The sequence below is a fragment of the Desulforamulus aeronauticus DSM 10349 genome, from assembly GCF_900142375.1.
GTDB classification, from domain to species: Bacteria; Bacillota; Desulfotomaculia; order Desulfotomaculales; family Desulfotomaculaceae; genus Desulfotomaculum; species Desulfotomaculum aeronauticum.
Window position 1 is genome coordinate 63984 of sequence record NZ_FRAR01000022.1, and the last position, 13971, is coordinate 77954.

General features: G+C 37.3%; 11 protein-coding genes. 8 read left to right on the forward strand and 3 right to left on the reverse strand.

The features are described 5' to 3' along the window. The first annotated feature begins 85 nt into the window (after positions 1-85). Positions 86-634, forward strand: a complete 549-nt coding sequence (locus tag BUA78_RS14425) for an HDIG domain-containing metalloprotein (protein WP_072915918.1) — start codon at positions 86-88, stop codon at positions 632-634. A gap of 486 nt (positions 635-1120) precedes the next feature. Here BUA78_RS14425 and abc-f read toward each other — a convergent pair whose 3' ends face one another. Beyond that, positions 1121-2854 carry a ribosomal protection-like ABC-F family protein gene (abc-f, locus tag BUA78_RS14430; protein WP_072915919.1) on the reverse strand — a complete coding sequence of 578 codons (1734 nt, stop codon included), beginning with the start codon at positions 2852-2854 and terminating at the stop codon, positions 1121-1123. Between the two features lie 660 nt (positions 2855-3514). Here abc-f and BUA78_RS20285 point away from each other — a divergent pair. Then, on the forward strand, positions 3515-3667 hold the full coding sequence (locus BUA78_RS20285) for a hypothetical protein (protein WP_175549032.1): 153 nt from the start codon (positions 3515-3517) through the stop codon (positions 3665-3667). A 666-nt stretch (positions 3668-4333) separates the two neighbouring features. Here the strand turns inward: BUA78_RS20285 and BUA78_RS14435 are convergent. Both BUA78_RS14435 and BUA78_RS14440 read right to left on the reverse strand, forming a co-directional pair. Beyond that, complete coding sequence (locus BUA78_RS14435) at positions 4334-4831, reverse strand: tyrosine-type recombinase/integrase (protein ID WP_072915922.1); 498 nt, start codon at positions 4829-4831, stop codon at positions 4334-4336. A 79-nt stretch (positions 4832-4910) separates the two neighbouring features. Next, positions 4911-5393 carry a phage integrase N-terminal SAM-like domain-containing protein gene (locus tag BUA78_RS14440; protein ID WP_072915924.1) on the reverse strand — a complete coding sequence of 161 codons (483 nt, stop codon included), beginning with the start codon at positions 5391-5393 and terminating at the stop codon, positions 4911-4913. A gap of 1046 nt (positions 5394-6439) precedes the next feature. Between BUA78_RS14440 and BUA78_RS14445 the strand changes: the two genes are divergently transcribed. From BUA78_RS14445 to BUA78_RS14470, 6 genes are all read left to right on the forward strand, one after another. Further along, positions 6440-7477 (forward strand): DUF4238 domain-containing protein, encoded by a 1038-nt coding sequence (locus BUA78_RS14445; protein ID WP_072915927.1) that lies wholly within the window; start codon positions 6440-6442, stop codon positions 7475-7477. Positions 7478-7579: 102 nt separating this feature from the next. After that, on the forward strand, positions 7580-8215 hold the full coding sequence (locus tag BUA78_RS14450) for a class I SAM-dependent methyltransferase (protein WP_072915930.1): 636 nt from the start codon (positions 7580-7582) through the stop codon (positions 8213-8215). Between the two features lie 111 nt (positions 8216-8326). Next, on the forward strand, positions 8327-8728 hold the full coding sequence (locus BUA78_RS14455) for a hypothetical protein (protein WP_072915932.1): 402 nt from the start codon (positions 8327-8329) through the stop codon (positions 8726-8728). Between the two features lie 144 nt (positions 8729-8872). Continuing rightward, entirely contained in the window at positions 8873-10972 is a 2100-nt protein-coding gene (locus BUA78_RS14460) for a dsDNA nuclease domain-containing protein (RefSeq protein ID WP_072915935.1), read from the forward strand. Positions 10973-11553: 581 nt separating this feature from the next. After that, positions 11554-12561, forward strand: coding sequence for a DUF3427 domain-containing protein (locus tag BUA78_RS14465; RefSeq protein ID WP_072915937.1), 1008 nt, complete (start codon positions 11554-11556; stop codon positions 12559-12561). A gap of 176 nt (positions 12562-12737) precedes the next feature. Next, positions 12738-13871: a hypothetical protein gene (locus BUA78_RS14470; protein ID WP_072915940.1), complete on the forward strand. Its 1134-nt coding sequence runs from the start codon at positions 12738-12740 to the stop codon at positions 13869-13871. The last annotated feature ends 100 nt before the right edge of the window (positions 13872-13971 follow it).

A 13971-nucleotide genomic window follows, 5' to 3' on the forward strand; every position in this document is an offset into this window, starting at 1 on the left:
TGGTGTATAATTTCTTTATAAAGCTTGGCTTGGTAATAGAGCTAATTAAGATCTAAAATACTAAAAGTAAGAGGGTTCTATAATTATGAGAGAAAAAGCAATGTCTGTATTAAAGCAATACAATAAGAATGAAGCGCTTATTCGCCACGGTATTGCAGTGGAAGCGGTGATGCGCTATTTTGCTACGGAAGCCGAGGAAGATGTAGACTATTGGGGTGCCGTTGGGCTTCTGCATGATGTAGACTATGAAATGTATCCAGATGAACACTGCAAAAAAGCGCCTGAATTATTGAAAGCTGCAGGTTATGATGATACATTCATATATTCAGTCATTAGTCATGGACACGGATTGGTGGTAGATGCAGAACCAACACTATACATGGAAAAGGTACTTTTTACAATAGATGAGTTGACTGGGCTAATAGGAGCTGCTGCTTTAATGCGTCCATCAAAGTCAGTCATGGATATAGAAGTCAAAAGTGTAAAAAAGAAGTTCAAAGATAAACACTTTGCAGCCGGTGTGAATCGTGAGGTTATTCTACAAGGATGTAAAAACCTTAATATGGAACTTGACGATGTTATTAACAAATGCATCCTCGGTATGCGCACAATGGCGGCTGAAATTGGATTATAAATATTAAATGACCAAATACAATAACCTATGAGAACGTAACGAGTTTTGTGTAAATGGCAATACTTACCACTAAGGAGGAAGTACCATTTATGCAAAACTCGTTACGTTCTCCGTGTGTTGTACACAAAACCTTCCGCCAATGCCCTACCAGCTTCAAACGACATCTTTTTGTCTCTTCAAGGCATGTGGAGTGCGTGGCTTTGATAGAGCAGGCTTAGAGAGTTTTATGTGTTCCCTCGGTAATCTACGCAAAAATAGGTGACTCTGAAATGCCGGAAAGTGAGAGCCATACCTCCGGTGTAAGTGAGCCACAGTTCCGTTATGAGAGCCATCTTTAGTAAAGACCACTAACTAACATCTTACAAGGCAAAAGCAAAGCCCCTGCCCTTATCGGCCGGAAACTTTGCTTTTACTGATTGACTAATAGTAAGCGCTTACATTTATTTTGTACGATACTTTCTCTTTCCTGGTAGACCGAAGAATTATTTACAAAAGTTTCCGACACTCATTCAGTTCTCGTGCTTTTCTCATATACTCTTCATTGAGACTTTTCTTCTCGTCCTCACCTAAGCTATCATTCAATTTTCCGCCAATGAACGCCAAGTCACATTCAAGTTTCAGGATGCGGTTACGAATCGTTATAAAATCCAATTCACCTGTATTTTGAATACACTCATTTTTTCTTTTTCGCAGGTAATAATCATAGTTTCCGTCATAACATTTCAGCGAACCATGCTCAAGCAACATGATTTTGGCGGCAATCCTTTGTACAAAATAGATATCGTGTGAAACAAATAGTATTCCTCCTGCATATTGTTCCAAGACTTCTTCAATTTTTTCTTTGGCAGCAATATCTAAATAGTTGGTCGGTTCATCTAAAATAAGAAAGTTTGCGCCTGATAAAATCAGCCTGGCAAATGCAACCCGAGATTTTTCTCCCATGCTCAACCCCTTAATCTTTTTGTAAACATCGTCTTTTCTAAAAAGAAGGCAGGCAAGCAGGGTTCGAAGATCTTCTGTTGATTTATCCACTGTAGTAACGCTTTCAAGTATAGTTCTATAGGCTTTAAGTTCTTCAAATTCCTGAGAAAAGTAGCCTATTCTAAGAGCAGAGTCTAAGGATAATTGGCCTTGAAAATTACGATCAACACCACAAAGTATTTTTATAAGGGAGGTTTTTCCCGATCCGTTTTCGCCTAATAAGGCCACTTTTTCACCCCTGCCAATCGTAAAAGACAGATCTTCAAAGACGACATTGCTACCATAAGCCTTGGCCAATTGGTGCGCACGTATAATAACAGGGGATAATTTGTTTCTCTGGACATGAAATTTGTTAATAAAGTCAAATGCCGGGATCGGAATCTGCTGCGGTTTTTCTATTTTATTTTTTAATAATCGAGCAAGCTCTTTTTCTTTTGCCTTAATAGCGCTGGCTTGTGTTTTTGCAGCATTTTTATAGTCAGAGCATTTTTGCGCACTCACTAGCCATTTTCTTCTATTGCGAATAGTTTGGTTCAGTTGCTCAATTTGTTTTTGTTGCTTTTCATATTCTTTAAGAGTATGCTTAACTTCATTTTCTTTTTGTATTTTATATTCGGAATAATTGCCTTTATAGGACTTTAAGCCCGTGACAGTTAAATCCCATATTCGATCTGTCACCCGATCTAAAAGATATCTGTTATGCGATATGATTAAAACCGACTGCTTAATTCGCTTAATAATCTTTTCTAGTAACGTAGCACTATCGATATCCAAATGATTTGTGGGTTCATCAAGAATCAACAAGTCAAAATTTCTTGTAAGAACTTTGCAGAGCATGAGTTTCGTTTTTTCTCCACCACTTAAGTTTGTTGCTTGCTGCTCCCACAGATCTTCGTGAATTTCCATTTGATGCAACGATTTTTGAACAATGGTATCAATTGGTTCATTTACATCGGAATTTTTGCTGACCGCTTTATATAATTCATCGTACACGGTAGTCCCTGATTCAAAATCTGGGTATTGTTGCAGATAGATTATGAGTGAATTATGGGGCGAATATTCAATGCTGCCCATATCTGGAATTTCCGCACCAGCTAGAATTCTGGCGAATGTTGTTTTTCCAATACCGTTGCCCCCAATAAAACCTATTTTCTCGCCATTATTAATTTTACCGCTTATATTTGCCAATACCATCTTACCATGGTAAATTTTGCATACTCCCTCAAAGAGTATACTCATTAACCCCATCTCCTTTACTGATGATCTTGGAGAAGGGCACAAAAAAAGACGATAGAGAACATCCTCGCCTTTGGCTGTAACTGGTTTATAGCATAGGAATAAAAACAGTTAGCAATAAAGATGTGCCTCCTCCTGAACTTCTAAATTTAGTTTGTGATTATTCAAGATTAATTTATTTTTACACATCTTTTTGTACCTCCTGTTCTTAATGATAGATTCAACAATACCATATGTAACCTCAAATAGCAAGTATAGTGGCATAGCTTGACCTGCTAATTTGTATGTGACCTTCTCCCCAAAAACTAGTCCACCAAAAATGTCAGCTTTTTGATAAAGTTCGTATTATCCATATAATTGGATGTTCGTGGAACTCTTGATGTAAGCAATCAAGGAGGAGGGGGCGTAAACTCTTACTCGTTGCATTAATCACCTTTCTGCCATGTGTGTGCCAGTAAAAAGGATAGTTCTTTTTACATAAAATAACTATTGGTTAGGCATTCCCAAAGTGGACTGATAGGAGTCATCGAACTGGAACAATCGATGCTGCCGTGATGCTACGTTCTTTGGCTGTAGCCACCGACCAGCGTAAAGAGGAGCTATTGCCACTGCTCTGGGTGAATAAGGCATTAGAGCTAGCCCGCGGTAGGAGTGGTGGCTTATTTGTTAACCAACACAGTAGAAATGTTCATGGGAGGGGAGGGGGTTACCAGGATAGAACGCCAAGAAATCCCGGAGGACCTACTGCATCAATCAACATTGGGCACAGCCTGCTTGATTAGTAGTACCTGTATGAAGTTAGAGATCAATCAATAAGAGCGAAGTTAACATAATGGGGCCAGCCCAGAGACAGGAGGCCTACCATAAAACCTCAATGGAAAGCTTAATCTTAACTTCACCGTTCAGTCATGTATTCCTACCCAGGTTTAAATGGATGGCATCCCACCACCAAATACCACTAAACCACGTACAGGCAGAGTAGTGGAAACAAGTTAATGCTTTCTCCATAAAAAGCTCATACGAACTACGTTCATAACCAATCGAATTGGCATTCATAAAGGAATACATCAAATGACTCTCTGTGCTGACCCCAGCGTAAAAGCCAATATGCAAACTAGCCCAACCATAAGCCAACAACAGCCTGGAACCGTGCTTTGAGAGTAAAACTGACAACACTCTGGCGAGGTACCTGAAAGACCCTAAGGGAATGCCTGATCTGCCATACAAATTCAAACCTCAATCAAACACTAGGCGAAGCCTGTAATTACAATGATTCTGGCAACCAATTAATTAATGCCAGTTCATCTATGTGCAGAGAGGCACCCCTATCGCATTTTTATGGTCAAAGTTAACATAATATACAATCTGAGATCGGTTAATAAAAAGAGAAGAGGGCTAAACCCTTATATATCAAAGTTTTATCCCTCTAGGAGTTTGTGCTGATGTTGACACAATAATATTTTCCGGAACCAGATAGTTATACTATCTTTTTTTAATGGAAGAGATAAGTTTGGTGTAAATTCTTGCATTGTTTAAATTTTTATGACCAAGTAATTCTGAAATATACTCATACGGAAATCCACGAAGGGCTAATTCTGTAGCAAATGTATGTCGAAAAGAATGAGCGGTAACGTTTTGATTTATGTTGGCTTTTTCAGCATACATTTTTATTATTTTATGTATTCCTTGGCGGGTAAATGGTTTACCTAATCTAGTAACAAATAGATATGGAGAGTTATCTGCCCTTAAATCAAGATATCTAGTAATTCTAGCACCACAATCAGATGTAAATAAGACAAATCTTTCCTTATTCCCTTTTCCATTACGAATCCAAATCTGATGCCCATTCCATCTAATATCCTCTAGCAAAATATTTATCAATTCACTGACTCTTACACCGGTATAAAAAAGTGTTTCTATTATAGCTCTGTCTCTTGGGCTTTCTTTCGTTGCTTCACGAAGTTTAAACATGGTTTCCATATCTAAATGACCTGGTAAATCTTGATTTGCTTTGGGAGATTCTATACTTAAGACAGGATTTTTTGTGAGTACACCTTCTTCAAAACAGAATTGGAAGAATGTCTTTAAAGCTGCTAATTTTAATTTGACCGTCCTTACTATCTAACAACTCCACAATTATACGATCTCTTAGAGATAGATTCTCCGCAAAAATTTTTACTTTTGCACGGTCCGAACATTCAAGATTTTTGGGGAGAGATTTTGGAACTTTACTTCTCCATCTTTTCTTAATAGGTATCGAATCAATAAGCTCCTCGCTTAAACAATAATTAAAAAAACATGATAGTATAGAAATAGCTTGGTTTGATGTGCTCGTTTTTTTTCCGATTTCATATCTCTTTAGCCATTCAAGTACATCTTCATGGTTAATGTCTTTCAAATCTTTTTTAAATTCACTAAAGAACTTGGACAAAAAGCGTTCATATTTGGTTAGTGTTAAGTTTGATTTTTCAGTAAACCTCTTGTAATTTATAAACGCTTCAATAATATCTTTATATTGTATCCAACTCTCATAACAGTTCACTATAAGCACCCCTTTTTTAAATTTAATATTTGCCCCATAGCGCTTATTTATACGAATTATATGCAACTATTCACAAAATATTGTTTCTTGTTTTTCTTTTATTGTAGGAACAACATTTCATTCATGTATCATTGTATCAATGTATCATAGAGCCAATGTATTGATTATATTTAATATTGCATCTTTGCATCATTCATCATATATATTATCTCTTTATACGTTAGGAGTTAGTATTTATCAATATGGCTTGAGAATTTCAAAGAATATCACTATAATTCAGTTTTTAAGTATTTCATGCTCAAAGAGTAAAGTTAAGCAAGGCAAAAAAGACTTTGTCAACCGAGTATTTCTTGATCATCCAAGTCTGGGAATCTGTCACCAACTATGTTCATCTTAGATATATTAAGAAGAATGGGACAATGCAGCTTGAGCAAGGAATTACAATGAGGGGTAAATCTGAATTGTAAGGATTGAAAGAGTGGAGCAACCTAAAGTTGAAAGGGAAGTAAGTTATGACTGATCTTTCCCCAGTAAATTAAACATCGGGTTAAGCAGCTTTAACTATAATAGGTTCAGTCCAAATTACACTCTAAACCCTATATCCATCAAACCGGGGGAATTACAAGATTATAGATTTATTCTTCTTACCAAAATGGCTTAGACAATTTTAAAATAAACTAAATCTCTTAATGGTGAGCCGTCTAAGACGTACTCTAAGTTATCACAATATATTAGGATAGTCTTATGTAAGCCAGAGCTTTTAAAAACTCCAACATTTTACTCTTTATTGAGAATAAACTGACTTTTTGTGGATGTTTTAGGAGGAATAATCAGGAAACATGCGAAATGTTGTTAGATAAAATAATTCAAGTTATTGTACAAAAGCTATGTAACTAATGTCTATAGTGTAAAGCTAGTAAGAAATTAAATAAGCATAACCAACTAATGTCTATAATGCGAACCTAATAAGAAGTTCGGGATGCTTTCGGTTAGTTGAAGTCTTTTTATAGTTCTCAAAAACCTTGTAAAAAGGGGTTAACAAAATTATGGCAGATACTAAAAAGGAACACTATGTTCCTCAGTGTTATTTAAGACATTTTGCTTCTACGGAAGAACGCATAAATGTATTTGATAAAGAAAAAATGGAAGTACGTACTAATCAAGATATTTTAAATGTTGCAATGAAAAATCGTTTCTATGATTTGAATTTATTTGATATGTATAAAAAAGCTGTATCAGCCGAACAAGAAAAAATCAAGAAAGAACTTGGTGAATTATTGGGAACTGACAACATTGAGGCTGCACTAAATGATATTGATAGCCAGCAATATATTGAGAAAAAATTCTTTAGTGAAGGTGTAGAGAGCATATACAGTTTTATGTTAGAAAATATAATTAAAAAGAGCAGTAATGGAAACCAATGGATTATACAGAACTGCTATGCTTTATCAAAAAGTGAAAAAGAACTCTTTTCACTTTTTGTTGCCATCCAAATAATTAGAACAAAATCATTTAGAGATACTATAGGCGCAACGTTCGAAAAATTTATAGAAACTATGACTTACAAATCACAAATGAACGAAGAAGATGCTTTGCCCAAAGAGGCTTTTAAGGTTTCTGTAGATAAGGAATATGTCAAATTACAACATAATGGAATAATACTTGACCCTGAAATGGCATTAGAATTTGCAAAGGTGCTTGTAAAGCATATTTGGGTTATTTATGTTAATAAGACAAACACCCCTTTCTATACATCTGATGACCCTGTAGTTAATATTCCTCATAAACATGATACATTTTTAAGTTATGGGGGATTAAATTCGGAGGGAATTGAAATTCTGTTTCCCATATCATCTAATTTATTATTAGGCATGTACCATGCCGAGACCTATAATGATATTTTTACCGATAGAAAATATATGGCTGTCAATGATCATAAATGGGTAGAATATTTTAACAGCGCACAAGTTGTTCATAGTCAAAGATGTATATTTTCTATTAGTAATAATTTTGATTTAGCAGAAGAAATATGTCGTGAAAATCCAGATATACAAATATTTAAACCACGAGTAGAAGTACTATAAGATAAATCAATTAGGCTTCGCATTATGTTTAGAACATACCGGACTTTTAGAGAACGTTAAACTACACATAATCCATATAACTAACTTGCTAAGGAGAATGTGATGGAAAGGTCTGCTATAACTATGAAAGCATATAATAAGTCTGCTAAGGGCTTTGAAAATAAATTTATGAACTTAGATTTGTATAAAGAGAAACTCGGCTCATTTTGTAGATTGTTAAAGTCAGGGTCAAAGATTCTGGATTTAGGCTGTGGTCCTGGAAATGTAGCTAAATATTTGTTTGAATCCAATCAAGGTTTTACCGTTGTTGGGATAGACCTATCGGAAGAAATGATTAAATTAGCAAGACAAAACGTTCCCCATGATTCCGTGATGTTTAAAGTGGGGGATATTCGAGAGCTTGAAATGGAAGAAAATAAGTATGATGCAGTTGTTGCTTCGTTCTGTATCGTACATCTTGATAATGATGAGACAATAAATTTACTAAAGAAAGTTGTCCAAATGCTTAAGAAGAATGGTATGTTGTACTTAAGCTGCATGGAGGGAAAAAAATCTGGATTTGAGACAACAAGTTTTAGTAATGGAGGTTACATCTATTTCAATTATTACTCGGAAGAATTTTTGGGCCAGATTTTACAAGAGAGTGGATTAAAGATTTTACAGTTGCTTAGACAGGATTACCCGGAGGAAGATGGAAGTATAACTACCGATATGTTCTTATTTGCTTGCAAAGTCTAACTTCCCATAATCCATATTTACCAATGATAATTCACTGGAAAATCTCTTTCAGTGCTGGGGGAAATTTTATAGTTTACCGGACCTAAAAGTTTTAAATGGGAGTGAAAGAAATTGACTATCCCAAGATTATTGTTGTATCTAGTTTTCATTCTTCAAGTCTCATTTACAATCACTGGATGCTCTCAAGACTCACAGGAAAAGGTTAATATTAAAAGCGAAGCTGGGGATATTTTTTTTGAGGCTTCCCAAATATTTGGCGAGTCAAAACCCACGAATAGTGGGGTAGAAGTTGCCGAAAAAGATACATACCTTTTTACAATGGAAGGTGATTTTACAAATCCTTGGGATAGGACAGCACCAAAAGCAGACAAAATATCCTTTAGGATTACGCAAGACGGGTTAATTGATAAGTTTAGAGCATACCAAGGAGCAAAGGAAGTTTGGGCAGTAAATCTACCTCACATACATTGGAGAAAACTTGGCGGTGTTCATGTTTCAAATGGAAATCAATAAAAATCCGTAATAGCAGTCTACGAATCCAGATTCCCATAATCCATATACTCTGGTTTTTGGATAAGGGACACTTGTAATCATCCCTATTCTTTCTACACCTTACTGATTTTCAGATAATGTTTTAATCGCTGGAGGTTTTTTAATATGGGTTACTTTGGCAGACAGCAATCTGGCGGCAGCATTGAGAGGAAAGGACTGGTCTATCAAGACTGTGTTGCAGTAATTTATTTGTTTCGTAATCTGAGCAATTCTAAATTTACCTCAATTAGCTTTGAGACAATGGATGATTTTGTCATCCATTATGCGCAGGACCAACCGGATCTACACGTCCAAGTCAAGATTAATCAGCTGGACGTCAACCGAATCCGTAGCTTACTGAATACTGCTCCTGAGAAGGAGGATATGGTTCAGTGCTATGTGGGGTCCTCGATGAACGATGATTTGCGCAACCTTCGGGACAAACTACAGCAGCTTAGCGATATTGGTGATGAAAGTGAGAGGGTCCAAGCTGAGCTGGAGCTAGAAGAAATTTGTGCAAAAAAGAAACTAGAGTTTGTGCAGCTAAAAAAGGTAAAACTCGATACGATCGGCGAACAGGACGCCGCCAAATTAGCTTGGGCGGAAGTGCTGGAATGGGCTGAAAAGCGCAAACTGTTTGTGGATGCAAAGAGAATTCTAAGTGAGTTGATTGAGTGCATACATCTCGACTTGAGTGTTAGGCGGCGAGGATTGAGCCGAGGTGAACTGATAGAAATTATCAACCGCAACCGCACCAGCAAGATTGTAAGCGGGATTGATAATGTATCGGTCTCACTGCTTAAACAACGCTTTTTACAAGACATTGAGGCCGATATGCTGATTCATACACGTGATTTTTCTGAGTTACAGGTGATCAAGCTACTTGTCGAGAGGAACCAACTGCCGGAATACAAAAATAGCATTGAGATGCTGTACTTGCAGAATCCGTCCTACCTAGAACTGCAGCTCTGGTCTCTGCTATTTCTGGAGGAATTTGAGGAGATTGAGCGACTCTGCAGCGAGCATCCAACTGACGGGAATAGCTCTCTATTAATTCTTGCTCTGGCTCATTTTGCAAACGAGAAATACATGGAGGCGCTGTCGATCCTGGACGGATATCCGGAAAAGGCTATGCGCTTTGAAGAAGCTATGGTTGCCGGAATGTGCTATGCTAATCTTGGTGATAAAAAGCATGCGCAGGCAAGGTTTGAACATTGCGTGGAACTGCAGCCACGCAGCGCTTTGCCTTGCCTAATGCAGGCTAATTTACATCCCTATAGTAAGACGGCCCTTGATCTGGTAGAACGGGCAATTTGTTTAGAGCCGGAATGTGCAGAGGCTTATCTGCAAAAGGGAGCGCTCTGTCGATACTTTGGCGAAAACGCGTTGGCGGTGAGCTCTTATGAGAGATATATGGAATTGTCAAAGGAATATGGGAGCTTGTTTGTGTTGCAAGAGTTGGCGTTTGCTTGCTACAATGCTACAGGTGAAACCCACGAGAAATATCCACTGTATTTCGCCCGCTGGTTTAGCGAATTAATTAGTCAGGGAAAGATTATCAAGAAAGACGGAGAAGAACTTACAATAGGTTTTGTAGATATAGGATACAAATCAACTAATTTTGCTGTGCTGAACCTTGATAAAGATGGTGCTGCTATTTTCTGGATTAATGGGGTCGACCGCTTTAAGATACCTACCAACCGGGCCTTTAGGGGCGCGGTTGGTTTAAGTTGTCCGCCCAACAATTTGGATTTAATGGCCATTAATTATCTGAACCATCAACTTATAAACGAGACCTGTATCCATCTATCTTTGGAGGAGAGATTAAGGCTTCTCAGTGGGGCCGATTGGCAAAGGATTCAGGAAAAGGCGGCGGTTCCTACACTCTTTCGTATCACGGAGAGCAATGAGGACTACCAATACCTAAAGCAGTCGTTGATTGCCCAAAATGTATTACATATAAACCATGACTGGGAGTATTATGTGGATGAGTGTGATATTGATGTATCTCTTCATATAAGTATGCATACGCTGAATGCCAAGGTGCGTGTCGGTAAATACACCATGAATATATTTGTACCCAACGCGGGGGCGGGACTCCAGTCTTTTCAACGCAAACTTTCAGAAGGGCCTGCCTTTCAGGAAGCGGCTATCCTGCTGAAGGGGCCATCAGAGTTTACTCAGATCACTTTTCGGGCAGAGTGGATAAAACGGATTTATACTTAAGTATCTACGTAATCTTTAACACTACTTTGACCGGCATGCGGACTTCCTATTATGTTTATTGTAAATGAACCAGCCGATTTTGAGCTTCGCATAATCCATATTAGCTGAAGGTTTAAGGTACAGAGAGACTTGCCCAAAAGACTAACCTCAATAAAAAACATCCTTTTAGGGTGTTTTTGCTATTTCTTCGCTGTTTGATAAATCATTTCAACCTGCTCCGGTTTATCTCCAACTTGCTTGCCTTCTCAAAAAGTCAAATCTTTGTCGAATCCTCCATAAAGCACAAAAGCACCCATGGGGGGGTTATTTTATGGAAGTATTAGCTTACATAAAGATTAAAGCTGATTCCTGAATAATATGCTGAGATAGAGCCACCATCCGATTTGTGAGATACACATAGTAGCTCTCACAAATCGGATGGTGGCTCAAATCCATCATAATATTCAATTCCCGAGATATTGTTTGTAATTATTAGACAAACAGAGTAACTTTCCTTCTTCATTTTGAAGACTATTAGAGGGAAATGTCAAAAAATATAGAAAAAGCCAATTATATCTTTAATGTTTTTCTGGAGGTTAATTATGGTTAGACCATTAAGGAAATACAGTGATTATAGCAGAGATGAAGTACATAATATTTTTTCACCCCATACAACTTTTATCCCGCAAGCTGGTACCTGGGGATTGCATGGGATTGTTAAGATTCCTAACCGGGAGAAAGACTATGTTTTCTTTGTTACATATGGTCAAAGCCAATCAGGTCACACATTTGATGAAGGAATTACTGAGGAGGGTATCCTTACCTGGCAATCCCAGCCTCGACATAAATTTACTCACTCTACAATTCAGGATTTTATAAACCATAATCATTTAACTAATAATATTTATCTTTTTCTCAGAACTGCCAAGGGAAGAGACTATACATATTTAGGTCAATTGGCATATTTAAGCCATGATAGTGAGAGGGAGGAGCCCGTACACTTTAAGTGGCAAATACTGGATTGGGAATTACCAGAAGGAAGAGCACAGGAAATTGGACTAGTACTAAACCAGACGTTGCCACAACAGGATTCTGCTAGTATCCAAGAGAGCTTGCCTCAACTTACCAAGACGGATCCACCCGCACCAAGGACATCTACCCAAGGCGTAACAACGAGAGATTTTCATGGAAGAAAAGTTGATTATAGTGAGGTTGATTCTAAGCGTAAAGACTTAGGGAGAGCAGGCGAATTATTAGTTCTGGAATATGAAAGGAAACATTTAATTGAGGCTGGGCTCAAGGATTTAGCCAATAAAATCATACACACATCTGAAGTGATAGGAGATGGTGCTGGCTATGACATTGAATCTTTCACTATTGAAGGGGAAAAGAAATATATCGAAGTAAAGACAACAACAGGTGGGATTAATACCCCGTTTCTAATGTCCATAAATGAGGTAACTTTCTCACAGCAGAATTCGGACAACTACTATTTATATAGGATCTATGATTTCAAGAAACAGTATGGCACTGGTAGTTTTTTTGTTATACCAGGAAATATTGGCGAAGACTTTGTGCTTGAACCTACTCAATTTAAGGTAAGAAGGTAGGAAATATTCAATGATCTTTAGGAAAAAGTATTTTTAACTTCCCCCCCAAAAACTGGGAGATTAGAGGTGTTTCCATTATTAGTATAGTTGATAATTATCGTCAATTTTTAGAATCCGTTGGAGACAAACATATCTACATCTACGAGGTCGCTGCTTCACCATATAAGTTTGACATATTGCCTCAAGGAATAACTTTTGGCCCTGATAGCCATAAGATACATATAATTAATCAGTTTGCTGGAAAAAGACCATTCTTATTTAACCTTGATATTTTGAGGGCACACGGTCAATTTGAACATCAAATAGTTGTTACTATTGTCCTAGATTCGCATATTGCTTCGGAACTTCATAAATATCGTGTCAGTCGCCAAAGAATGAGGGGGGACATAAGGCAAGCTATTGAAGAATTTCTATCCTATGTGACAAGATATAATTTTGACTATAATCCCACTTTTTATTTATTAGAAAGTTACTTTAAATCAGATCCTAAAGTGTTTGTTGATAAAGTTGCCCCTGTTGCCACTTCAATTGTATATCTACATTCAATGGATGAGGAGCGTTTTCTAAAGACCAAGGAAATCCTCCTTAAACCTGACGCCATAGATTATTACTTAACAAAATTCAATGTTAGAACAATTGAAGACTGTGGTAGAGCTTGGGTTGAGGAGTATATAGGTGATAGCAAAAAAATTGACAACTTAGTACAATTGATAAACCTTAGCTACGTGTGTCTACTAAAAATGACATTGATCCACAAGAAAGATAAACGACCTATTGAGAAGAAACTTGATGAATTTGAGAGTTTTATGACAGAAGAATTAGGTTTACGTTTGGCACGAGAAAGTCACCTAGCGATGTACTGCTTTGCAGATCTCGCAGGTTCGTTCATAGGAGTACAAGCAGGAATGAATTTCGAAAAAGCTAAACGAATACTATGTGCTTCTGCTTGGGATATATTTCTAATAAGATTTCCTGAACAGCTATTAAGTCCACGGTATCTTCCGGAGATGAATTTAGCTTTTGCATGTACTGCAGAAAAAAAACTTGCAGAACTTGGAGAGCTTTTAACACTAGAACGTCTATTAACTCGCTCTGATGAAGAGATAAGCATTCCAACAGTTAGTATGAATCTTTCTAAGCTAGAGGAAAAACTGGGTCGAGACACGGCAACACGGCTAATGGCTGCAAGTGAAGAACGGACATTGCAGCAAATTCTTAAAAAAGAAAGAAAGGCTATAAACCACCACAAACTTCGGTATCTTATTGAAGATTTAGAAGTTCAGCTTTCTTATTTGTGTAAGAGTCGATAAGATCAAGCAATACAATTTATTAAGCCATCTGTTTCTAAATATGTATAGCTTGTAAATTGGTGGCTAGTAGTACTATAGATACACTGGGACAAATTCCGGT